We start from the raw sequence: 22,653 nt of genomic DNA on the forward strand, positions 1-22,653 counted from the left end.
CCATCGAGGAGTGCGGGGCATGGACCTGCCGCTCGCCATCGACCTGGCCCGGTTTCAGTTCGCCTTCACGGTGTCCTTCCACATCATCTTCCCGGCCTTCTCCATCGGGCTGGCCTCCTATCTGGCGGTGCTGGAGGGGCTGTGGCTGGCGACCGGCCGGCAGGTCTATATCGACACCTTCCAGTACTGGCTGAAGATCTTCGCCGTCGCCTTCGGCATGGGGGTCGTGTCCGGCATCGTCATGAGCTACCAGTTCGGCACGAACTGGAGCGTGTTCTCCGACAAGACCGGGCCGGTGCTCGGCCCGCTGATGGGCTACGAGGTGCTGTCCGCCTTCTTCCTGGAGGCCGGCTTCCTCGGGATCATGCTGTTCGGCCTGAAGCGGGTGGGGCCGCGCCTGCATTTCGCCGCGACCCTGATGGTGGCGATCGGCACCTTCATTTCCGCCTTCTGGATCCTCAGCGTGAACAGCTGGATGCAGACGCCGGCCGGCTACGCGATCAACGACGCGGGCCAGTTCATCCCGGCCGACTGGTGGGCGGTGGTGTTCAACCCGTCCTTCCCCTACCGGCTGGTCCATATGGTCCTGGCCGCCTATCTGACGACGGCGTTCGTCGTCGGCGCGGTGGGGGCGTTGCACCTGCTGCGGAACCGGGATAACCGGCCGGCCAAGCTGATGTTCTCCATGGCCATGTGGATGGCCGCCGTGGTGGCGCCGATCCAGATCGTGGCCGGCGACCTGCATGGGCTGAACACGCTGGAGCACCAGCCGGCCAAGGTCGCCGCCATGGAAGGCCATTTCGAGTCCCAGACCGGCGCGCCGCTCTATCTGTTCGGCTGGCCCGACATGGAGGCGGAGGAGACCCGATACGCCATCGGCATTCCCAAGCTCGGCAGCCTGATCCTCACCCATGATCCCGACGGGGCCGTGCAGGGGCTGAAGGACTGGCCACGCGAGGACCGGCCCAATGCCACGGTGCTGTTCTGGACCTTCCGGGTGATGGTGGCGATCGGCTTCGCCATGGTCGCCATCGGCTTCTGGGCGCTGTGGCGGCGCTGGCGCGGCACCCTGTACGAACCGGACCTGCTGCACCGCCTGGCGATCGTGATGGGGCCGTCCGGCTTCATTGCCGTGCTGGCCGGCTGGGTCACTACCGAGATGGGGCGCCAGCCCTGGACGGTCTACGGGCTGCTGCGCACGGCCGACTCCGCCTCGCCGATGGACGCGCCGGCCGTCGCGACGTCGCTGATCGCCTTCATCGTGGTCTACTTCCTCGTGTTCGGCGCCGGCGTCTACTACGTGATGCGGTCGATGAACGCCGCCCCGCATGACAACGAGCCGGGCCTGAAGGCGGGCGAGCCGATCCGGGCGGCGGGCATCACGCCGGCGATGGCCGTGGACCTGCGGACCAACCGGGAGGAGTGAGCGTCATGGAACTGGATCTCGCCCTGATCTGGGCCCTTCTCATCGCCACCGCCGTCCTGCTCTACGTGGTCCTCGATGGTTTCGACCTGGGGGTCGGACTGGTCTTTCCGTTCCTGTCCGACGAGGAGGAGCGGGACGTGGCCATGAACTCCGTCGCCCCAGTCTGGGACGGCAACGAGACCTGGCTGGTGCTTGGCGGCGGCGGGCTGTTCGCGGTCTTCCCGCTGGCCTATGCCGTGGTGATGCCGGCGGTCTACGCCCCTGTGACCGCCATGCTGCTCGGCCTGGTGTTCCGCGGCGTGGCCTTCGAGTTTCGCTGGAAGACGGTGCGCTGGAAGCGGGTGTGGGACTGGTCTTTCACCCTGGGCTCCCTCGTCGCGGCCGTCGCGCAGGGCATCATCCTCGGCGCCCTGGTACAGGGCATTGAGGTTGAGAACCGGGCCTATGCCGGCGGCTGGTGGGACTGGCTGACCCCGTTCAGCCTGCTCTGCGGCGTCGCGGTGGCGATCGGCTACGCGCTGCTGGGGGCCACCTGGCTGATCATGAAGACCGAGGGCGGGGTGCAGGACCACGGCTTCCGCCTGGCCTGGCCGGCGGCGATCGGCACGGTTGCGATGGTCGGGGCGGTCAGCCTGTGGACGCCGTTCCTCGACCCGGTCTTCATGGAGCGCTGGTTCTCCACGCCGGGGCTGTTCCTGACGGCGCCGGTGCCGATCCTGACCGGTCTGACGGTGCTCAGCCTGATCTGGGGGCTGTTGCGGCGCCGCGACTACCAGCCGTTCATCTCCGCCCAGATCCTGTTCGTGCTGTGCTTCGTCGGGCTCGGGATCAGCTTCTACCCGAACATCGTGCCGCCCTCGATTTCCATCTGGGACGCTGCCGCCCCGGACGAGAGCCTCGGCTTCCTGCTGGTCGGCACCGCCGTTCTGCTGCCGATCATCCTGGCCTATACGATCTACGCCTACAGCGTGTTCCGCGGGAAGGTGCGGGCGGGGGAAGGCTACCATTGAGCGGCAAGTACGGGCCGCGCGACGGCAGCCGGCTGACCCGGCTCGCCTGGTTCGTCGGCCTGTGGCTGGCGGGCGTGGCGACGGTCGGCGCGGTCGGCCTGGTGATCAAGCTAGTGCTGGCGCCCTAGGGCCGTAGCGCCTATACCGGTAGCCGGGCTCAATTTGTAAAGACAAATGACGTGGCGGATACGCCGATCTATCAGCTTGTGAAGGACGCGCTGCGGGCGAAGATCGAGTCCGGGACGCTGCTGGCCGGCGACATGGTGCCGGGCGAGGAGCAGCTTGCCGCCGACTTCAACTGCTCGCGCCTGACAGCCCACCGCGCCCTCCGCGAGCTGGCGGACGAGGGGCTGGTGGTGCGCAGGCGCCGCGCCGGGACCCAGGTCGCCCCGCGCGACAGCGGCGGCGTGCTGATCCGCATCCCCTCGATACGCGAGGAGATCGAAGGGCGTGGCTTTGCCTATCGCTACGAGCTGCTGTCCCGGCGCCATGCGGCACCCGATGGGGAGATCGCCCGAGCGTTGGGGGCCGGGAAGGGCGAGCGGCACCTGAACGTTGTCGGGCGCCACTGGGCCGGTGGCCGGGTGTTCCAGCACGACACCCGCTGGATCAACCTGGAGCAGGTGCCGGCGGCGCTTGAGGTGGATTTCTCGACGGTCAGCGCCAACCACTGGCTGCTGGAGAACGTGCCCTATACCGGCGTCGATCACGAGATCTCGGCCTTGGCGGCCGACGGGACGTCGGCCGAGGCGCTGGAGGTGGCCGAAGGCACGGCGCTGCTGCGGATCGAGCGCGTGTCCCGGCTCGGCGACCGGCCGATCACCCATGCGTCCATGCTGCATCCGGGTGCGCTGTTCTCCCTGAAGTCGGAGCGGCGGTAGGGCAGGGGTACCCAGCCCCAACCGTCGTCCTGATGCAAATCAGGACCGAGGTTCCAGCGCCCCCACCCGTCGTCCTGACGCAAGTCAGGACCTGTGGTGCACCGGCGCCGGGGCTTGATCCTGATTTGCATCAGGATGACGGGGTGGGGCGTAGGACGTCCGAGCGGCTACTCCCCCAAAATCCCCGGCAGCCGGAGCTGGTGCTCCCGCGCGCATTCCACCGCAATCTCATAACCAGCATCCGCATGGCGCATGACCCCGCTGGCCGGATCGTTCCACAGCACGCGCTCCAGCCGCCGGTCGGCCGCCTCGGTGCCGTCGCAGCAGATTACCATGCCCGCGTGCTGGCTGAAGCCGATCCCGACGCCGCCGCCATGGTGCAGGCTGACCCAGGTCGCCCCCGACGCGGTGTTCAGCAGGGCGTTCAGCAGAGGCCAGTCGGAGACCGCGTCGCTGCCGTCCTTCATCGCCTCGGTCTCCCGGTTCGGGCTGGCGACGGAGCCGCTGTCCAGGTGGTCGCGGCCGATCACGACCGGCGCCTTGAGCTCGCCGTTCCGCACCATCTCGTTGAAGGCGAGGCCGAGCTTGTGCCGCACCCCGAGCCCGACCCAGCAGATCCGGGCGGGCAGGCCCTGGAAGCTGATCCGCTCGCGCGCCATGTCGAGCCACTGGTGCAGATGCGGATCGTCCGTCAGCTCCTTCACCTTGGCGTCGGTTTTGTAGATATCCTCCGGATCGCCGGACAGGGCGCACCAGCGGAACGGGCCGATGCCGCGGCAGAACAGCGGGCGGATATAGGCCGGCACGAAGCCGGGGAAGGCGAAGGCATTCTCCAGCCCTTCCTCCAGCGCCACCTGGCGGATGTTGTTGCCGTAGTCGAGGGTCGGCACGCCGGCGTTCCAGAAATCGACCATCGCCGCCACATGCTCCTTCATCGAAGCGCGGGCGGCCTTCTCGACCTCCTTCGGCGCGGTCTCGCGCTTGGACCGCCACTCGGCCAGGTTCCAGCCCTTGGGCAGGTAGCCGTTGATCGGGTCGTGGGCGCTGGTCTGGTCGGTGACGATGTCCGGCTTCACCCCGCGCCGCACCAGCTCGGGAAAGACGTCGGCGGCATTGCCGATCAGGGCGACGGACTTGGCCTCGCCGGCCTTGGTCCAGCGCTCGATCATCGCCAGCGCCTCGTCCAGAGAATGGGTCTTCTCGTCGACATAGCGGGTGCGCAGGCGGAAATCGGCGCGAGTTTCGTCGCATTCCACCGCCAGGCAGCAGGCCCCGGCGAAGACGGCGGCCAGCGGCTGGGCGCCGCCCATGCCACCGAGCCCGCCGGTCAGGATCCAGCGGCCGGTCAGGTCGCCGCCGTAATGCTGGCGCCCGGCCTCGGCGAAGGTCTCGTAGGTGCCCTGCACGATCCCCTGGGAGCCGATATAGATCCAGGAGCCGGCCGTCATCTGGCCGTACATCATCAGCCCCTTGCGATCGAGATCGTTGAAGTGATCCCAGGTCGCCCAGTGCGGCACGATGTTCGAGTTGGCGATCAGCACGCGCGGCGCGTCGGCATGGGTGCGGTAGATGCCGACCGGCTTTCCCGACTGCACCAGCAGGGTCTCGTCCTCCTCCAGGCTCTTCAGGCTGGCGACGATCCTGTCGAAATCCTCCCAGGTGCGGGCCGCCCGGCCGATGCCGCCATAGACCACCAGCTCGTGCGGGTTCTCGGCCACGTCGGGATGCAGGTTGTTCATCAGCATCCGCATCGGCGCCTCGGTCAGCCAGGACTTGGCGGTGATCTCGGTGCCGGTGTCGGGATAGACGTCGCGGATGTTGTGGCGGGCGTTGGTCATGGCATCACCTCTGAAGTCAGGTGGCGGGAAGGTCGACATCGGCGATCAGCGCGCCGTCGGAAACCAGTGCGGCGGCGGCCTCGATATCGGGGGCGAGCAGCCGGTCTTCGACGATGGCGGGGATCCTGGCGCGCACCGTCTTCATCACCGAGGCCAGGGCCGGGCTGGTCCGCAGCGGGGCGCGGAACTCGATCCCCTGGGCGGCGCACATCAGCTCCACGCCGAGGATCACGTTCAGGTTGGCGTTCATCTTGGCCAGCCGTCGTGCACCATGGGCGGCCATGCTGACATGGTCCTCCTGGTTGGCGGAGGTCGGCGTGGAATCCGTGGTGCACGGATTGGCCATGTGCTTGTTCTCGCTCATCAGCGCGGCCGTGGTCACCTCGGCGATCATCAGGCCCGAGTTCAGCCCCGGGTCGGGGGTGAGGAAGGGCGGCAGATCGAAGCTGAGGGTCGGGTCGACCATCAGGGCCACCCGGCGCTGGGCGATGGCGCCGATCTCGGCCACGGCCAGGGCGATCTGGTCGGCGGCGAAGCCGACGGGCTCGGCGTGGAAATTGCCGCCGGAGACGATCAGCCCCTCCTCCACCAGTACCAGCGGGTTGTCGGTGACCGCGTTGGCCTCGGTCTCCAGGGTGCGGCCGGCGAAGCGCAGCAGGTCGACGGCGGCGCCGGTGACCTGGGCCTGGCAGCGGATGCAGTAGGGGTCCTGGACGCGGGTGTCGCCTTCGCGGTGACTCTCGCGGATTTCGCTCCCGGCCATCAGGAAGGCCTGGGCGCGGGCGACGTCGATCTGGCCGCGATGGCCGCGCAGGGTGTGGATCGCATCGACCAGCGGGGCGGTGGAGCCCATGATCGCATCGGTCGAGAGCGACGAGGACACCACGGCGGCGCGGGCATTGCGCCACGCGCGGAACAGGCCGGTGAGCGCCAAGGCAGTGGAGAACTGGGTGCCGTTGATCAGCGCCAGCCCTTCCTTCGGGCCGAGCACGATGGGGGCGAGGCCGGCCCGCGTCAGCGCCTCGGCGGCGGGGAGGGTCTCGCCTTTATAGGTGGCGGAGCCTTCGCCGATCATCGCCGCGGCCATATGGGCCAGCGGGGCGAGGTCGCCCGACGCGCCGACCGAGCCCTGGTCCGGCACGATCGGGAGCACGCCGGCGGTCAGCATGTCCTGGATGAGCTGCACGGTGCTCCACGGCACGCCGGACGCGCCTCGGCCCAGCGACAGCAGCTTCAGCGCCATCATCAGCCGGGTGGTCGCCGGGTCGAGGGTGTCGCCGACGCCGCAGCAGTGGCTGAGGATCAGGTTGCGCTGCAGGGTGGCGGTATCGGCCGGCCTGATCTTCACCGTGGCCAGCTTGCCGAAGCCGGTGTTGACGCCATAGACCGCCTCATCTTCCGACGCCGCCTTGCGCACCAGGGCGGCGGCCGCTTCCACACCGGCACGGGCGGCGGGGTCGAGAGCGACGGGAGCGTCGCTGCGCCAGATCCGTTCCAGCGTCTCGAGGGTGGCTTCACCGGGAACCAGCGTGATCGTCATGCCTGCCTCCAGCGCGTCGGGGATGCGGTTGGTGATGTGGAGAGGATAGGGCGGTTCGCGAATTATGTATATACAAATAAGCGTCATGCAAGCCGATCCCGTCGTCCCGGACCTGATCCGGGACCAAGCCTCCGGCGCGGGTGCACCGCAGATCCTGACTTGCATCAGGATGACGGGGGAGGAGATCCACCAAGTTTTCTTTCACTCCCCGGACCCGTTCCGGGGCCCACGTGTCGGCAGCGAGACAGTCCGGCGGCCCCGTGCCACCGTAGAGGTGGGCCCCGGAACAGGCCCGGGGAATGAGGGAAGAGGGACGTCAGGGGCGGGGAAAGAATGGCGGGGAGCCGCTACCCGATCTTCATGTGATGCCCACCATCCACGGGCAGGCAGACCCCGTTGATGTACTTCGCCTCGTCGCTGGCCAGGAACAGGGCGGCATGGGCCACGTCCCACGCGTCGCCCATCTTGCCCGTTGGAGACTTGGCGTCCCGCTCGCGGATCATCGCGTCGATATCGGCGTATTGGCCGGCGATCTGGGTACGGATCAGCGGGGTGTCCATCAGGCCCGGCATGATCACGTTGGCGCGGATGCCCTGGGCGGCGTACTGCAGCGCCAGCCCGACCGTGAGCTGGTTCAGCCCGCCCTTGGAGGCGTAATAGCTGGCATAGGGATAGCCCACATAGCGGAAGCCGGCGATCGAGGAGACGTTGACGATCGCGCCCCGCCCAGCCTCCAGCATATGCGGCAGCACGTGTTTGCAGGCCAGGAACACGCCGGTGAGGTTCACGTCCATCACCCGGTGCCAGTCGTCCTCCGACAGCTCCACCGGCCCTCCCATCTTGGCGATGCCCACATTGTTGTGGAGGATGTCGATCCCGCCCCAACGCTCGACCATCCGCCCCACCACACCGGCGACCTGATCAGAGGCGGTGACATCGCAGCTCTCGGCCACGGCCTCGCCCCCTTCGTCGCGGATGATCGCGACGGTCTCCTCGGCCGCCGCGCCGTTCACGTCGGCACAGACCACCCTGGCGCCTTCGCGGGCGAACAGCACCGCCGTCGCCTTGCCGTTGCCCCAGCCCGGGCCGGAGGATCCGGCCCCCATCACCAGCGCGCGTTTACCCGTCAGCCTGCCGGCCATTGCATCCCTCCCTGTAGTGCCGCACCGCCGCTTGTCTGCGGCTTGTTGGTCCGTTGCATTGCACAAAACTTTGAGCGACCGTCTGGACGATGACAATCTCCGCTTTGAACCGGCGCTGGCGCCCGCCCATCCTTCTGGCGATCTGGCTGGCCGCGCTGGTCCTGCTCTGGGTCGATATCGACTGGCTTCACACGGTGGCGGCGAGCGCACTCGGCGTCGTGGTCGTGCTGTCCCTGCTCGACGCGCGGCGGGAGACGCTGGCCGTGTTCGCGCTGATCGCCGGGCTCGGCGCCCTCCTGCTCTGGGCCGGTGCCGATCCGGCGGAGATGCTCCGGGGCCTGGACCGGACCCTGATCTTCGCCGGCCTTCTGCCGACCCTGGCGATGACCCGGACCGTGGCGCGGGGGCTCCCGGCGGTGCGCACCGCCCAGCACCGCATCGCCTCGCTGCCGGAGCGACTGTCGGGAATCGGTCTGCTGTTCGGCGCCCATGCCTTCGGCGCGGTGCTCAATACCGGCTCCTTCGCCTTCATGGCCTCTGTGATCCCGGACGAGGCCGGCGAGCGGCAGCGCCGGTCCGCGGCGCTGGCGTCCCTGCGCGGCATGAACACGGTGGCGCTGTACTCGCCGTTCCTGGTCGGGTTCGCGGTCGCCTATACCTATGTGCCGGAGGTGCCGGTCTGGCAGGCCTTCCTGCTCGGCGGGTCGATGGCGGCCTGCGGGCTGGTCATCTCGCTGCTGATCTTCGCCAGACCCCTGAGCCTCGATGCCGTGCGCCAGGGCCTCGCCTGCCTGGCGCCGATCGGACTGCTGATGGTGGTGGTCGGGGGGCTGGTGATCGCCGCTTCCCAGGTCTTCCCGATCAGTACGCTGGGCGCGGTGCTGATGGTGATGCCGGTGCTGTGCGCCCTCCACCTGGTCCAGCAGCCGCATCGCATGACTGAGGTCTACCAGGACACCAAGGGGGCGATGGCGACCATGGGGGACGATCTGCTGATCGTCTCCACCTCGCTGGTGCTGGGCACGCTGGCGGAGACGGCGCCGCCCATCCTTGAGGTGGTGGCGCCCTGGATCGGCTCGCACCTGCCGACCTGGGCGGTGTTCTCGGCGGTGGCGGGATCGATGGTGCTGTTCGCCATCGCCGGCGTGCATCCGATGATCACCGGCACGGTGATGATGGTGGCCGTCACCAGCAGCGACCTGCCGGTCGCCCATCTGCCGCTGATGACGGCGATGCTGTTCGGTTGGGGCATGGGGGCGATGAGCTCGATCAGCTCGCTGACCGTGGTGACGGCGGGCCGGCTGTTCTCGGTCCGGCCGATCACCCTGGCCCTCGGACCGAACCTGCTCTACGTCGCCGCTTTCTTCGCCTTCACCATGGCGGTGCTGACGGGGTTGAACGCCATCATGACGGGCTAGCGCGTCCGCCGGGTCATCACCAGAAACACCGCCGCCGCCACGCAGAGCAGCGCCGCATAGTCCACCCATTGCGGCTGCACGCCGAAGATCAGGGCATTGGCGAAGACGCCGACCACCGGGACCATCAGCGTGCCGACGGTGGACGCGACGACCGGCAGCAGGGACACGACCTTGAAATAGGCCCAGTAGCAGAGGATGCCGGTGATGGTCATGTTGTAGAGCACCGCCATCGCCGGCCAGAGCGTGACCTCGCCCATGTTGTCGATGTCCCAGACCACCGCGATGAACAGGACCGGGACCGTGCCGATCAGGTGCTGCCAGCCGCAGACCACGGTGACCGGCTGGGTGAAGCCCGCATGTTTGACGACGACCGTCCCGGCTCCCCAGCAGAAGGCGGCAAGGACCACGAGGATGGGGCCCAGCGGCGGACCGGACAGGGACTTGGCATCGACGGAGAACAGCAGCGCCATGCCGGCGAGACCGAGGGTCAGGCCGAAGATCGCCCTGAGGCCGAGCCGGTCCTTCAGCACGAAGGCGCCGACCAGGGTCGCCCAGAGCGGCATCGTATAGGCCAGGATCCCGGCGCGGCCCGCATCCATCAGGTCGATTCCATACAGAACCAGGATGTTCCACAGCGCCATGTTCAGGATGCCCGACAGGAACAGGGGGCGCCATTTGTCGCGCGGGATCTTCAGCGAATGGCCGCCGATCATCGCCACCGCGAACAGGCCGAGGCCGGAGACCACGCTCGCCGAGCCGCGGAACACCCAGGGCGGAACCTCGGCGAGGCCCACCTTCATGATCGGCCAGTTGAAGCCCCAGAGCACGGCCAGCATGGCGAGCAGCGCGACGGCCAGCGGCGTCGAGGAGCCGGGGGCGGGCGTCTGCGGCGCCGACAGACTGGCGGGCGCCGGATCGATCGGCGCCTTCGGCTGGGAGGAACTGGACACGGGGATGGTCATCCGGTGAAGTGCATCTAGGTCATTGCTAACTGAATTCGGCCTTGAGTGCGAGCCGCCAGGGTTTCTAGGATGCGCCCGCGTGTCGAGAGGCCGGGACAGTTTGCTGTCGGGTCGGTTCGGCCCAACCGACAAATCGGGTCGCCTTCGGGACGGCCCCTCCAACCAGTGTGCAGCGGAGACAGGCGACATGGTGAAGTTCGCAATCGGACAAGGCGTGAAGCGCGTGGAGGACAACCGGCTGCTCAAGGGCACCGGCATGTATACCGACGACATCCAGGTCGAGGGTGCCCTGGCCTCCTACGTCCTGCGCTCGCCCGTTGCCCATGCGGTGATCAAGTCCATCGACACCTCGGCCGCCAAGGACGCGCCGGGCGTCGTCGCCGTCTATACGGGCGAGGATGTGAAGGCCGACGGCCTGGGCGACCTGCCCTGTGTGCCGCCGGTCACCAACCGCGACGGCACCCCGCGCGCCGACACGCCGCGCCCGATCCTGGCGGTCGGCAAGGTTCGCCATGTGGGCGAGCCGGTGGCCTTCATCGTCGCCGAGACCGCGATCCAGGCCCGCGACGCGGCCGAACTGATCGAGTTCGACTTCGAGGAGCTGGACGCCACGGTCGACACCGAGGGAGCGACCAAGGATGGCGCACCGCAGCTCTTCGACCACATTCCGAACAACGTCGCCTTCGACTGGGAGAGCGGCGACAAGGCGGCGGTCGATTCCGCCTTCGACAAGGCCCACAAGAACGTGCAGGTGCGGATCGTCAACAACCGCATCGTCGTGAACTCCATGGAGGTCCGTCCGGTCCTCGCCGAGTACGATCCGCAGACCGACCGCTCCACCCTGTGGTCCTCCTCCCAGGGTCCGCACGTCTTCCAGACCCTGCTGGCGGAGAAGGTGCTGAACCTGGATCCGACCAAGCTGCGCTGCCGCACCACCGATGTCGGCGGCGGCTTCGGCATGAAGATCTTCCTGTATCCCGAGCAGGCCCTGTGCACCTGGGCCTCGCGGAAGCTGAAGCGGGCCGTGCGCAACCTGCCGGACCGCTCCGAAGCCTTCATGACCGACGCCCAGGGCCGCGACAACATCTCCTATGCGGAAGCCGCGGTCGACGCCGACGGCGTGATCCAGGCGCTGCGGGTGAAGACCTATGCGGCACTCGGCGGCTATCTGCACCACATGGGCGCGTTCATCCCGACCAATGCCGGCACCCACATGCTGTCGGGCGTCTACAAGATCCCGCATGTCTACGTGAACGTGCTGGGCGTGCTGAACAACACCACCCCGACCGACGCCTATCGCGGCGCCGGCCGTCCGGAGGCCGCCTACCTGATCGAGCGCGTCGTCGACGTGGTCGGCCAGGAGATGGGTCTGACCCCGGACGAGGTGCGCCGCCGCAACTACATCCCGCCGGAGGCGATGCCCTACACCACGCCGCTGGGCAACGTGTATGACAGCGGCGAGTTCCAGACGCTCATGGAAGAGTGCATGGAGAAGGCCGACTGGGCCTCCTTCGAGGAGCGCCGCAAGGAGGCTGCGTCCCGCGGCAAGCTGCGCGGCATCGGCATGGGCTACTACATCGAGAAGTGCGGCGGCGGTAACCCGGAGACGGCGGACGTCCGCTTCACCGACGAGGGCAAGGTCGAGATCCGCATCGGCACCCAGTCGAACGGCCAGGGCCACGAGACCGCCTATGCCCAGATCCTGTCCGACACGATCGGCGTTGAGGGCGACGCGATCAAGGTCATCCAGGGCGACACCGACACCGTGCCGCCGGGCATGACCGGCGGATCCCGCTCGGTTCCGGTCGGCGGTGCCGCCGTGCTGCTGGCGGGCCGTCAGATCGTCGAGAAGGGCAAGAAGATCGCCGCCAACGCCATGGAGGCGGCGGCGGCCGATATCGAGTTCTCCGACGGGGTCTTCACCGTGGCCGGCACCGACAAGTCCATGACCATCATGGAAGTCGCCAAGGCGGCGAAGGACGCGGCCAACCTGGACGAGGGCATGACCCCGGGTCTGGACGACAGCCACAAGCGCACCCCGGAGGCTGCCACCTACCCGAACGGCTGCCACATCGTGGAGCTTGAGGTCGACCCGGATACCGGCACCGTCGCGATCGAGCGCTACACGATCGTCGACGACTTCGGCGAGACCATCAATCCGCTGATGCTCGCCGGCCAGGTGCATGGCGGCATCGTGCAGGGCGTGGGCCAGGCCCTGACCGAGCACACGGTCTACGAGGAAGGCTCCGGCCAGCTCGTGACCGGCTCGTTCATGGATTACGGCATGCCGCGCGCCGATCTGGTGCCGATGTTCGACTTCAACCTGCACAACGTCCGCTGCACCACCAACCCGCTCGGCATCAAGGGCTCGGGCGAGGCGGGCGCCATCGGCGCCCCGCCGGCGGTGATCAGCGCCCTGGTCGACGCCCTGCACGCGACCACCGGTATCACCCATATCGACATGCCGGCCACCCCGCTGGTCATCTGGAACCTGATCCAGCAGGCCAAGCAGAAGGCGGCGTAAGCCCTTGCGCCTGTACGACATCCTGGCGGCGGCCCCCCGGTGGGGCCGCCGTCTTGCTTTTACGGCCCTGCTGCTCGTCGCGGCCCTGCCGGCGCGCGCTGACGACCCCACACCGCAATCGCTTCACGCCGCGGGTCTGCTAGCTTTGCCGGAACCCTGCGTGGTGTCCCGGGAGGAGTTGCTTCAGGCGGCACCCGACGAGAATGTCTGGGTCTCGCCGCTGGGAGAGGGGACGTGGGTGGCGGTCGCCCTATGCGAGCACCATGCCTATCAGGCCACCGAGGTGGCGCTTCGGATCGAGCAGCGGGACGGGGCGCTGACGTCCACTTTGCTGGCCTTTCCCACCTGGCGGGAGGCCGAGCAGACCCCCTGGGCCTATATCGCCTACCAGCCCTGGCTGACCGGGCTTGCCGGCGAGGTGACCGACGGCAAGATCGCCCTGTTCTACAAGGGCCGCGGCATCGGGGATTGCGGCGAACAGGTGGTCTACGACCTCACCGCTCCGGTGGTGCGGATCGCGGAATACCGAGCGAAATTTGAGTGCGACGGGGAGTGGGTCGAGCCGGATTCCTGGCCGCTGGTCCCGCAGCAGGTGCTGGACGACCAAACCCCGGCCGTGACGGACCGCGACGCGGGCGCATTGCTGAGTGCGGTGATGCTGCGCTGGCCGCGGGTGGACTGGATGGGCCACGCCATCGTCCGGGGCGATCTCGATGCCGATAGTCTCGGGGAGCAGTGGATCGGCGGCTACAGCCGCAACTGGGACACCGAGCAGACCTGGTACCACCTGGTGCGGGCGGAGGGGGACGCGCTGAGGTCCTGGGATATCCCGGTGGCCACCGACACCCAGTTTTCCCTGTGCCAGCCGGCCGCCACCCTGAACTTCGAGAGCGCGGCGGTGCTGGCGATCAATGACGGTCTCTGCGACCGGCTGCGGGTCGGCTGGGACGCGACGTCGGACACGATCACCCTCGATCGACGCTGACCGTATCGACCGTCCGCGGGCGGTCACACTCTGATACACTTTTAGACAGCTTGAATCTTTCCGTCGGCTGACCTGTGATCCATGCGTGTAGGGTGACGTATCAGACGTCGAAGGGGGAGCAGGGCATGCCGACACCGCTCGACGGCTGGTGGCAGATCGACCAGTCCAACGCGCTGCGATCGTTGGAGCTGCGACGGCTCCTGCAGCTCTGGGAAGGCCGTCGGAACGGCGCCGCCGTGCCGCGGCGGGACGACTTCTCCGCCGAGGAACTGATGGGGTACGGCGGTCGAGTGGTGCTGATTGATGTCGAACAGGCCCCCTTTCGCCTGCGCTTCCGGTTGATTGGCACCCATGTGACCATGGCGGTCGGCCGGGATTCGACCGGCTGCTATCTCGATGAGGTCTACGACCCGGTCTACTGGGACCGCCTGCGCCGGCACTTCCTGCAACTGATCGAGGATCGGCGACCCCTGCGGATGTTCGGCAACATGGCCCATTCGCTGAAACCCTTCGTCGCCGCGGAGTCGATCGACATGCCCCTGGCCGGATCGGATGGGGCCGTCGAGATGATCCTGCAGGGGTTCGATTTCGAGCTCTGACGCGCCTCAGTGGGTCATCGACTTGGAGAAGACGTTGACGATCACCACGCCGGCGATGATCAGGCCGAGCCCGAGCAGGGCGGCGAAGTCGAGCGTCTGCTTGAACCAGAACCAGGCGACGAAGCTGATCAGCACGATCCCCATCCCCGACCAGATCGCGTAGACCACGCCGGTCGGCATCACTTTGAGCGGGAAGGACAGGCAGTAGAAGGCGACCGCGTAACCGGCCACGGTGATCAGACTGGGGGTCAGGCGGGTGAACCCGTCCGACCGGGCGAGGGCGGTCGTCCCGATGACCTCGGCGACGATGGCCACGAACAGGAACAGGTGATTGGCGGTCACGTGGCTTTCTCCGATCGGCTGCTACTGCCCGATCACAAGATCTAGCAGGCGGGCGGGCGCGTGTCCGCCTTGCCGCCCCCCGAACGACAGTTGCCGGATTTGCAGTCCGGCCCAACTGCACTAGGGTCCTGCTCGACGGTTTCCGACACCAACAAGCACACGGGGGAAGCGAAATGATCGAACTCTACACCTGGAAGACCTCGAACGGGCGCAAGGCGTCCATCATGCTCGAGGAGATCGGGATGCCGTATAACGTGCATCCGATCCCGATCGGCCAGGACGTCCAGTTCACGCCGGAATACATCGCGGTCAACCCGAACTCGAAGATCCCGGCGATCGTCGATACCGACGGTCCGGACGGCAAGCCCTATACGGTCATCGAGTCCGGGGCGATCCTGATGTACCTGGCGGAGAAGTCGGGCAAGCTGATGCCCCAGGACACCGCCAAGCGCTACGAGGTCATCCAGTGGCTGATGTGGCAGATGGGCGGCGTCGGCCCGATCTTCGGCCAGGTCCACCATTTCGAGCGGGCCGCCAAGGTCGATGTGCCCTATGGCAAGGAGCGCTACGGCAAGGAATGCCGCCGGCTCTACGGCGTGCTGAACGCCCGGCTGGAAGGCGTCGACTATGTCGCCAACAACGAATACTCGATTGCCGACATCGCCATCCTGCCCTGGGTGGCGCGCTACGACTGGCAGAAGGTCGATCTGGCCGACTATCCGAACGTGAAGCGCTGGTTCGACGCGCTCATGGCCCGGCCGGCGGTGCAGCGCGGCATGGAGATCCCGGCGGACGCCTGACGCGGGCTGACCCAGGACAAACGAAAACGGCCGCCCTCGCGGGCGGCCGTCTCCTTTAGCCGTTCAAGCCAGGTCAGTCGGCGACGATGGTACCGTCGGCATTGACCTCGACCTCGACGAAGCGATCCTCGCTGTACTGCTCGCGGCTCTCCAGCTCGGCCTTCGTGGCGCTGGTCAGGATGAAGTGGTCGTCGGCGCGGGTGAACTGGTCCGCCGGGATCACGACCTCGCGCTCACCCAGGCCGAGGAAGCCGCCGACATCGGTGACGAAGTACAGGACGCCGTCGGACGTGCCGCGGACGACCTCGTCGATCTCGCCGATCGACTCGCCGTTGGCGTCACGAACTGCCGTGCCCTCGATCTCGGTGATCTGGTCCCCGGCGAGGAGCTCGCGGATCTTGGTTTCGGTCGCCGTGGCGGCGGTGGTCGCAGCGTTGCCCACGGCAGCCGCGGTGTCCTTGGCCACCTCGCCGGCCTTGTCCATGTCCTTCTTGATCTCGGTTCCGGTCTGACCGTCCGCATTGATGTGGTCGGTCTTCACGGTGCCGTTGGCGTTGGTCTCGACAGACGTCTTCGACTCGGCGATCGCCGGGTTGCTGGCGAGGGCCAGCATGGACGCACCAGCGATCAGGCTCAGAGTCAGGGCGTTGCGCTTCATAACGTACCTCCAGTTAACCTCGCGAAGAGGCGTCGTGTGAGTGTCTCGCGGGCGACCCGTTGGGGGTCAGGGGGGGGCTGGCCGCCCGCTCGTGAGGTAAACGTCGTCTCCCTGAGGCGGTTCCGAGGATCGCGGAAAAACCTTTCGTTTTTTGTGCCTGGCGGTCGTTCGACGTACGATTAATCGTGTAATTTCAGGCCTTTGAAAGCCTTGTCGACCTCCTTGCGGTCGCCGCGGGTGGCGATGCCGACCAGTTCCAGTCCATCCGTGGGCAGGGCGGAGACGACCGCGCGGTTGTCGGCATCGTTGCCCGTCCTGAACATCCCGTCGGAGTAGACGGCGAGGTCTAGACCGCGCTCGAGTGCCCGTCTGTGCGCCTTGGCCAGGGCGTCGCTGCCGCCGGCCAGGATCAGCACCGGCTGGCCCAGGATCGGCAGGTATTCCTGGCCGCCGCCGTCGCGGTAGATCTCGCCGATCGCCTCGGGATAGCGGGCGGCGATGGCGCTCGCCAGGAAGGCGACCACGTTCAGCTTCTGCCAGATGGCGAGGTCCTCGCGGACGGCGATGGAGATCTTGGTGTCGTGCATGTCGGCTCTGCTAGGTCGGTGGGAAGAACCCGGACCCTGCCGCAGACCCGCGTCGGAGGATTGGACGGGTGTGCGCGGGTGCTCAGACCCGGTAGGCGCTCTGGAACCGGCCGGGGGTGACGCCATAGGCCGCCTTGAACCGGCGGCTGAGATGGCTCTGGTCCGCGAAGCCGACGGCGGCGGCGACCTCGGCGGGACTGTCGCCGGCCGCCAGCATCCGGCGCGCCTGTTCCAGGCGGATGTTGGTCAGGTAGCGGTGCGGTGGCATGCCGGTGGCGGCCTGGAACGCCCGGTTGACCTGGAACCGGCTGCGTCCGGTCTCCCGTGCCAGGTCGTCGAGACGGATGTCGCTCTCGAAATCCGCATGCAGGATCTCGCGGATGCGGCTCACCATGCCGGGATCGCCGTCCTGGTCCCGCTGGCCCGGCAGATGCGCGCGGCCGTGCCGGAGCGCCAGGGCCAGGAGCAGCAGCTCGAGCCGGCTTTCCGCCGCCAGGCTCTCCCGCGGTCCCGCGGCATCGGTGGCCCGGGCCTGGAGGTCCGGCATGGTCGCGGCGAAGATCCGCGCGACCGCCGGGTCGTCCAGCAGGGTGTCGGCGAAGAATGGGGCCTCGGCCCGTCCTATGGCGTCTTCCAGCACCCGCTCCCACACCCCGTCATCGGGATACAGCATCCAGTAGGCGAAGCCGCTCTCGTCGGCCGCCTCCCCGTCATGGGGATCGCCGGGATTGAAGGCGATGATCCGCCCCGGGGTGCTGGTGTGCCGACGGCCGCGGTGGTTGAAGCGCTGCAGCCCGCGCATGGTCAGGCCGATGGCGAAGGTCGCGTGGGCGTGGCGCTCGAAGGCGGGACCGGAGAAGGCGGCTTGCAGGACATCGATGCCCAGCGCGCCGTCGCGGTCATAGGCTAGGAAGTCGGGCGCCTTTGTGAGGGTCATGACGCGGTGTCACTCCCGCTGCAGGATCCTGTCGACGAGGACCTTCGCCGCCCAGTTCGCCTTGAAGGACGCGTTTAGGGCGTCCCGATCGTAGACCGTCTCGACCCAGTCGCGGAAGCCGATACCGGTCTCGGCCTCGGCCTTCAGGTACTGCTCGTAGAAGAAATCGATCACCCCGGTCTTGGCCTGGCGGATATGGCCGTAGCGCAGGGAGAGGTGCTTCATCGCCTGGCGCAGGGGCACGCCCTTGTGCTGCCAGAGATACATGGTCGCCATGAAGCCGGTGCGGTCCGCCCCCGACTTGCAGTGCATCAGCACCGGGTATTCCAGCGTCTTCCAGATATCGATGGCCGCCAGCAGGGTCGGCTTGTCCAGGGCCGAGCGCGAGCGGATCGGGAAGTCGACCAGGGTGAGGCCGAGCTCGGCGCAGGCCTCCCGTTCCAGCGTGTACGGACCGTCGTTGCGCGGGCCGCGCAGGTTCAGGATCGTCTTGAACCCGTCGAGCTTCGCCTTGTGCAGGTGGGTCGGGCTCGGCTGTGCGGCGCGCCAGAGGTCGTCGTCCACCTTGCGCTTGTTCAGGAAGATCGCGCGCAGGATGCCGTGATCGACCAGCATGAGGTTCCACCACGCCGCGCGTCGGGCGGCGGCGTCGAGGGCATCCGGCATATCGGCAATCTTCGGCAGGTCGACCATGGGCGCTGGCTAGCACAGGCGGGGGATGGCGGGAAGCATGTGCTGCGCGGGAGCCTGCCCCTGGCCGGGCGGGCTCGGGTACCGTCCACGGATGCCCGGAGCGCCGGCATTGGGGATCGCGGCGCGTCCGAGCATCCGTTTAGGCACATCCCCCGATGGCAATCGTACGCGTATCGGGTGGGCGGCGGTTGCCCGCACGTCTCAAAAGTCTTGCAGCACAGTCTCATCGGTCGCGCCGACCTCGCTGCTGGAATTCCACAAAACCGGAGAATTTTTCATATAAAATAGATACTTACGCGCCGCCTCCGCATTGACCTTCTGTGGAAAGCCCGCAAGGATCCTCGCGTCTGTCTCCAGCCTGCCGGCCGCGATGTCCTCCCGACTGCCTTCCATTTATCTGGGTCCCGGCGATCTGCCCAATGAGGAGCAGTTCCATTACTGGCGGCGGGGAATTGAGGCGTATTTCGACACGCACCCGCTGGTCGATCCGCGCGACCCGCCGGTGGTTCCGGAGGTGCGGCAGCATCACGTGGGCAGCTTCCTGTTCATCGAGACCCGGGCCTCGGCGCAGAAATACCTGCGCGAAGCCGACTGGATGCGCCGTCACGATGACACCGATCACATCCTGATCCAGGCCTATCTGCAGGGCCGCAACCGGGTCTCCAACGGCGGTCGGTATTTCGTTCAGACACCCGGGACCGTCTCGGTCGTGGATCTCGGTCGAGAGGTCGAGGCTGTGTCGGAGGCGGCCGAGGTGCTCTCGCTGGTCCTGCCCCGGCGTGTCCTGGCCGATCGGCTTCCCGGCCTGCTCGACGCGTCCGGCCTGCTCGCGACGCCTGGAAGCGCTGCAAGCAGAATGCTCTGCGGCTTTCTGCAGTCGATGCGGGACACTCTGCCGGACGCCACGCAGGATGACGCGCCGATGCTGGCGGATGCCCTGTTCGGTCTGCTGTCCGGGGTGGTCGGTACCGGTGACCTGCACGCCAGAGACGCCGGGAGCGGAACCTTCGCAGCCCTTCAACGCTACATTGACTTGCACCTCGGGGACCCTGACCTGACCGTCCCGCGGCTCTGCAAGGCGTTCAATCTTTCCCGTCCGACCCTGTACCGCCTGTTCCGGAGCGAGGGCGGCGTGCAGTCCTATATCCAGCGCCGGCGCCTCATGGCGTGTTTCCGGGCCCTGAGCGCACCGCAGCACATGCATCGGCGGATCTACGAGGTTGCCCTGGACTTCAACCTGGAAAACCCGAGCCACGTGACGGCGCTCTTCCGCCAGCATTTCGGCATGTCGCCCAGCGAGGTGCGCGAGGCGGCCCGGCACCGGGTGGCCATCGGGCAGTGGGCCGAGGTCTCCGTCGCCGCGCCCGGCGGCTCCGATGTGGAGCGGATGCAGCAATGGGCCCAGGAACTCGGACAGTCGCCGGCCAAAACGGACCGGCCTGATCGGGGGGCGTCCCTCCGGTCCGCCGCGGTCTGACGCTGACGGCGCACCGCAGGGCGGATGCGCGCCGGAGCCGGATCGTGTATCAGGGGCCGATGGCCGAGGTGAAACCAGAGAAGACCCGCATTCCGCTGAACGACGCGCGCACAGGTCCGCTGCTGCGCCGGCTGTGGGCGGCCTTCGTGCGACCTCATGCGGGGTGGCTGGCGGTTGCTTCCGTCGCCATGGCGATCGTCGCGGCGACCACCGCACTGACCGCCTGGCTGATGGATCCGGTGGTCGACAAGGTCTTCGTCGAGCAGGACCGGTCCATGCTCTGGCTGGTCGGCGGGGCGGTGATCGTCACCTTCGCGCTGAAATCGGCCGCCTCGTATTTCCAGGACGCGCTGCTCGCCCGGGTCGGCGGGCGCATCGTCGCCGACGTGCAGATCCGGCTGTTCGGCCATCTTCTGGGTCAGGACGTGGCGCTGTTCCAGAGCCGGGCCACCGGCGGCCTGATCTCGCATTTCACCTTCGACGTCCAGGCGCTGCGCCAGGCGGTGTCCAACGCGATCGTCGGGCTGGTGCGCGACGGGCTGTCGGTGATCTTCCTGGTCGGCGTGATGCTGTATCAGGACTGGCTGCTGTCCCTGATCGCCCTGCTGGTGGCGCCCCTGACGGTTGTCCCGATCCAGAAACTGGGCAAGCGCATGCGCCGGGTCTCCGGCGACGCGCAGGCGCGGATGGGCGACTTGACCACCCTGCTGGGCCAGGCGTTCCACGGCATCCGGGTGATCAAGGCCTATGCCATGGAACGGGCCGAGACCGGGCGGGTCGGCGCGCTGGCGGAGGAGATCTACCGGCTGACCTATCGCCAGGGCCGGGTGCGGGCGGCGGTGCAGCCGATCGTCGACGCCTTCGGCGGTATCGCCGTGGCCGCGGTCATCGTCTATGGCGGCTACCGGGTGATTGAGGGAGCGACGACGCCGGGCGCCTTCTTCTCGTTCATCGCCGCCGTGTTGATGGCCTATCAGCCGCTGCGCGGCCTCGGCAAGGTCAGCACCACCCTGCAGGAGGGGCTGGCGGCGGCGGAGCGTCTGTTCGTCCTGCTCGACCGCCAGTCGGCGATCGCCGAGGCGCCGGACGCCAAGGCCCTGGAGCGGGCCCCGGCGGAGGTGGCGCTGACCGATGTTCATTTCCGCTATGCCGACGGCACCGAGGCGCTGGCCGGGATCGACCTGGTGGCACCGGCCGGCAAGGTCACCGCCCTGGTTGGCCCCAGCGGGGCGGGTAAGAGCACGGTGCTGAACCTCATCCCGCGTTTCTTCGACGTGGAGAGCGGGTCGGTGACCATCGGCGGCACCGACGTGCGCGGCCTGACCCTGGCAAGCCTGCGCGACGCGGTCGCCCTCGTCAGCCAGGAAATCGTGCTTTTCGACGACACGGTGGCAGAGAACATCCGCTTCGGCCGGCCGGGCGCCACGGATGAAGAACTTCGCGCGGCGGCCGAGGCGGCGGCGGCCCATGAGTTCATCATGGCCCTGCCGGACGGCTACGAGACCCGGGTGGGCGAGCACGGGACGAAACTGTCTGGCGGCCAGCGCCAGCGCATCGCCATCGCCCGGGCGATCCTGAAGGACGCGCCGATCCTGCTGCTGGACGAGGCGACCAGCGCGCTCGACACCGAGTCCGAGCGGCAGATCCAGGCGGCCTTGGGCCGGCTGATGAAGGGCCGCACGACCCTGGTCATCGCCCACCGGCTGTCGACGGTGCAGGGGGCGGACGTGATCCACGCCTTCGAGGCCGGCCGGGTGGTGGAAAGCGGCGACCACCACGCGCTGGTGGAGCGCGGCGGCACCTATGCCCGGCTACACGCGCTGCAGTTCCGCGAACCCCAGAGCGCGGCTTAAAGCCCCGCAGGGGCGTGTCGAAGGGCCGCTACTCCCCCTTCGGCCAGCGCCGGTGCACCCAGAGCCACTGCTCCGGCCGTTCGCGGATCCAGCTTTCCAACAGGTCATTGAAGCGCTGCACGGTGGCCGCGACGTCGTCCGCCGGCTTGCCGTCGCGCGGAACGGTCACCCCCTCATAGGCCGTCACCCGGAACCGAACCCCCTCCAACCGCTCGATCCGCACCGCCACGATCGGGCAGTCGAAGCGGCGGGCGAGCTGGGCGAAGGCCGGGGTGGTCATCGCCCTGCGGCCGAAGAACCGGGCCTCGATGCCGTCGTTCATCTTCTGGTCGATCAGCAGGCCGAGCGGACGGCCGCGCTTCAACGCATCCATCACCCCGCGGGCGCCCGCACTGCCCTTGGGGAACAGCTCGGCGTCGGGATGCGACTTGCGCTTGTCGTAGAGCGAGGCGATCAGCGGGTTGTCCGGCGCGCGGTAGACGCCGTCCATCACCAGCCCGACATGCGCGGCTGCCAGCAGCATCAGTTCCCAGTTGGCGATATGGCCAGAGACGTAGATCGCCGGCCCGCCGTCGCCCATCGCCGCCAGCGCATGCTCCGCGCCGATGATCTCCACCCGACGGTCCATCTCGCGCCGAAGGGTTCCGATATGGGCGAATTCCCCGGCCGTGCGGCCGAGGTTGCGCCACATGCCGTCGAGGATGCGCTCGATCTCGGCTCCGTCCTTCTCCGGGAAGGCGCGCTGCAGGTTGGTGCGGGCGACCTTCTGCAGGCGCAGCATCGGGCCGACCCGTGCCATGACGGTCGCGCCGAGGGCGGAGGCCGCGTCGATCGGCAGCAGGCGCATCAGCCCGTAGACGGTCAGCGCGCCGGCGGCCTCCAGCGGCCACAGGAGGCGTTTCTTCAGGGGACTCTTGCGCGGGCCGGACATGGACGGTGGTATTCCCCGTCCATGTCCGATTTGTCCAGTCCCATGTGCCT

The 22,653-nt window shown here is 67.9% G+C and carries 21 protein-coding genes; 11 read left to right on the forward strand and 10 right to left on the reverse strand.

Annotated features, from left to right (window positions below):
- Positions 1–19 precede the first annotated feature (19 nt).
- Genes ACOQOP_RS03530 through ACOQOP_RS03545 form a run of 4 tightly spaced genes read left to right on the forward strand, consistent with a single transcriptional unit; the run spans position 20 to position 3,317 of the window.
- Positions 20–1,426 (forward strand): cytochrome ubiquinol oxidase subunit I, encoded by a 1,407-nt coding sequence (locus ACOQOP_RS03530; protein WP_420564937.1) that lies wholly within the window; start codon positions 20–22, stop codon positions 1,424–1,426.
- A 5-nt stretch (positions 1,427–1,431) separates the two neighbouring features.
- Positions 1,432–2,436 (forward strand): cytochrome d ubiquinol oxidase subunit II, encoded by a 1,005-nt coding sequence (gene cydB, locus ACOQOP_RS03535; RefSeq protein ID WP_420564938.1) that lies wholly within the window; start codon positions 1,432–1,434, stop codon positions 2,434–2,436.
- On the forward strand, positions 2,433–2,564 hold the full coding sequence (locus ACOQOP_RS03540) for a hypothetical protein (protein WP_420564939.1): 132 nt from the start codon (positions 2,433–2,435) through the stop codon (positions 2,562–2,564). The genes cydB and ACOQOP_RS03540 overlap by 4 nt, the downstream gene beginning before the upstream one ends.
- Positions 2,565–2,615: 51 nt before the next feature.
- Complete coding sequence (locus ACOQOP_RS03545; protein WP_420564940.1) at positions 2,616–3,317, forward strand: GntR family transcriptional regulator; 702 nt, start codon at positions 2,616–2,618, stop codon at positions 3,315–3,317.
- A gap of 167 nt (positions 3,318–3,484) precedes the next feature.
- On the opposite strand, the gene hutU is transcribed toward ACOQOP_RS03545, so the two are convergent.
- The 3 genes from hutU to ACOQOP_RS03560 all read right to left on the reverse strand — a co-directional run bounded on the left by hutU (position 3,485) and on the right by ACOQOP_RS03560 (position 7,837).
- Positions 3,485–5,155 (reverse strand): urocanate hydratase, encoded by a 1,671-nt coding sequence (gene hutU, locus ACOQOP_RS03550; RefSeq protein WP_420564941.1) that lies wholly within the window; start codon positions 5,153–5,155, stop codon positions 3,485–3,487.
- Positions 5,156–5,171: 16 nt separating this feature from the next.
- Complete coding sequence (gene hutH, locus ACOQOP_RS03555) at positions 5,172–6,695, reverse strand: histidine ammonia-lyase (protein ID WP_420564942.1); 1,524 nt, start codon at positions 6,693–6,695, stop codon at positions 5,172–5,174.
- A gap of 347 nt (positions 6,696–7,042) precedes the next feature.
- Positions 7,043–7,837: an SDR family NAD(P)-dependent oxidoreductase gene (locus ACOQOP_RS03560; protein WP_420564943.1), complete on the reverse strand. Its 795-nt coding sequence runs from the start codon at positions 7,835–7,837 to the stop codon at positions 7,043–7,045.
- A gap of 89 nt (positions 7,838–7,926) precedes the next feature.
- Here ACOQOP_RS03560 and ACOQOP_RS03565 point away from each other — a divergent pair, with 89 nt between their 5' ends.
- Positions 7,927–9,255, forward strand: coding sequence for a hypothetical protein (locus ACOQOP_RS03565; RefSeq protein ID WP_420564944.1), 1,329 nt, complete (start codon positions 7,927–7,929; stop codon positions 9,253–9,255).
- On the opposite strand, the gene ACOQOP_RS03570 is transcribed toward ACOQOP_RS03565, so the two are convergent.
- Positions 9,252–10,205: a DMT family transporter gene (locus ACOQOP_RS03570; protein WP_420564945.1), complete on the reverse strand. Its 954-nt coding sequence runs from the start codon at positions 10,203–10,205 to the stop codon at positions 9,252–9,254. The two genes, ACOQOP_RS03565 and ACOQOP_RS03570, sit on opposite strands and share 4 nt — an antisense overlap.
- Positions 10,206–10,404: 199 nt before the next feature.
- Here ACOQOP_RS03570 and ACOQOP_RS03575 point away from each other — a divergent pair, with 199 nt between their 5' ends.
- From ACOQOP_RS03575 to ACOQOP_RS03585, 3 genes are all read left to right on the forward strand, one after another.
- Positions 10,405–12,741 (forward strand): xanthine dehydrogenase family protein molybdopterin-binding subunit, encoded by a 2,337-nt coding sequence (locus ACOQOP_RS03575; RefSeq protein WP_420564946.1) that lies wholly within the window; start codon positions 10,405–10,407, stop codon positions 12,739–12,741.
- A 160-nt stretch (positions 12,742–12,901) separates the two neighbouring features.
- The gene (locus ACOQOP_RS03580) at positions 12,902–13,726 is read left to right on the forward strand and encodes a DUF1176 domain-containing protein (protein WP_420564947.1); all 825 of its coding nucleotides are present in this window, start codon (positions 12,902–12,904) and stop codon (positions 13,724–13,726) included.
- Positions 13,727–13,851: 125 nt separating this feature from the next.
- Positions 13,852–14,325, forward strand: coding sequence for a PAS domain-containing protein (locus tag ACOQOP_RS03585; protein ID WP_420564948.1), 474 nt, complete (start codon positions 13,852–13,854; stop codon positions 14,323–14,325).
- 6 nt (positions 14,326–14,331) lie between these two features.
- Here the strand turns inward: ACOQOP_RS03585 and ACOQOP_RS03590 are convergent, their stop codons facing one another.
- Entirely contained in the window at positions 14,332–14,667 is a 336-nt protein-coding gene (locus ACOQOP_RS03590) for a DMT family transporter (RefSeq protein ID WP_420564949.1), read from the reverse strand.
- Between the two features lie 173 nt (positions 14,668–14,840).
- Between ACOQOP_RS03590 and ACOQOP_RS03595 the strand changes: the two genes are divergently transcribed.
- On the forward strand, positions 14,841–15,467 hold the full coding sequence (locus tag ACOQOP_RS03595) for a glutathione S-transferase family protein (RefSeq protein ID WP_420564950.1): 627 nt from the start codon (positions 14,841–14,843) through the stop codon (positions 15,465–15,467).
- 73 nt (positions 15,468–15,540) lie between these two features.
- Here the strand turns inward: ACOQOP_RS03595 and ACOQOP_RS03600 are convergent, their stop codons facing one another.
- The 4 genes from ACOQOP_RS03600 to ACOQOP_RS03615 all read right to left on the reverse strand — a co-directional run bounded on the left by ACOQOP_RS03600 (position 15,541) and on the right by ACOQOP_RS03615 (position 18,342).
- Positions 15,541–16,125: a PRC-barrel domain-containing protein gene (locus ACOQOP_RS03600; protein WP_420564951.1), complete on the reverse strand. Its 585-nt coding sequence runs from the start codon at positions 16,123–16,125 to the stop codon at positions 15,541–15,543.
- Positions 16,126–16,304: 179 nt separating this feature from the next.
- Positions 16,305–16,712, reverse strand: a complete 408-nt coding sequence (locus tag ACOQOP_RS03605; RefSeq protein ID WP_420564952.1) for a DUF2000 family protein — start codon at positions 16,710–16,712, stop codon at positions 16,305–16,307.
- Between the two features lie 82 nt (positions 16,713–16,794).
- Positions 16,795–17,649 (reverse strand): AraC family transcriptional regulator, encoded by an 855-nt coding sequence (locus ACOQOP_RS03610; protein WP_420564953.1) that lies wholly within the window; start codon positions 17,647–17,649, stop codon positions 16,795–16,797.
- A gap of 9 nt (positions 17,650–17,658) precedes the next feature.
- On the reverse strand, positions 17,659–18,342 hold the full coding sequence (locus ACOQOP_RS03615; protein WP_420564954.1) for a fused DSP-PTPase phosphatase/NAD kinase-like protein: 684 nt from the start codon (positions 18,340–18,342) through the stop codon (positions 17,659–17,661).
- A 370-nt stretch (positions 18,343–18,712) separates the two neighbouring features.
- Here ACOQOP_RS03615 and ACOQOP_RS03620 point away from each other — a divergent pair, with 370 nt between their 5' ends.
- On the forward strand, positions 18,713–19,819 hold the full coding sequence (locus tag ACOQOP_RS03620; RefSeq protein ID WP_420564955.1) for a helix-turn-helix domain-containing protein: 1,107 nt from the start codon (positions 18,713–18,715) through the stop codon (positions 19,817–19,819).
- Positions 19,820–19,863: 44 nt separating this feature from the next.
- Positions 19,864–21,672, forward strand: a complete 1,809-nt coding sequence (locus ACOQOP_RS03625; protein WP_420564956.1) for an ABC transporter ATP-binding protein — start codon at positions 19,864–19,866, stop codon at positions 21,670–21,672.
- A gap of 28 nt (positions 21,673–21,700) precedes the next feature.
- On the opposite strand, the gene ACOQOP_RS03630 is transcribed toward ACOQOP_RS03625, so the two are convergent.
- The gene (locus ACOQOP_RS03630; RefSeq protein WP_420564957.1) at positions 21,701–22,603 is read right to left on the reverse strand and encodes a lauroyl acyltransferase; all 903 of its coding nucleotides are present in this window, start codon (positions 22,601–22,603) and stop codon (positions 21,701–21,703) included.
- Positions 22,604–22,653 lie beyond the last annotated feature (50 nt).

Source organism: Thalassobaculum sp. (genome assembly GCF_965223715.1).
Classification (GTDB): Bacteria; Pseudomonadota; Alphaproteobacteria; order Thalassobaculales; family Thalassobaculaceae; genus Thalassobaculum.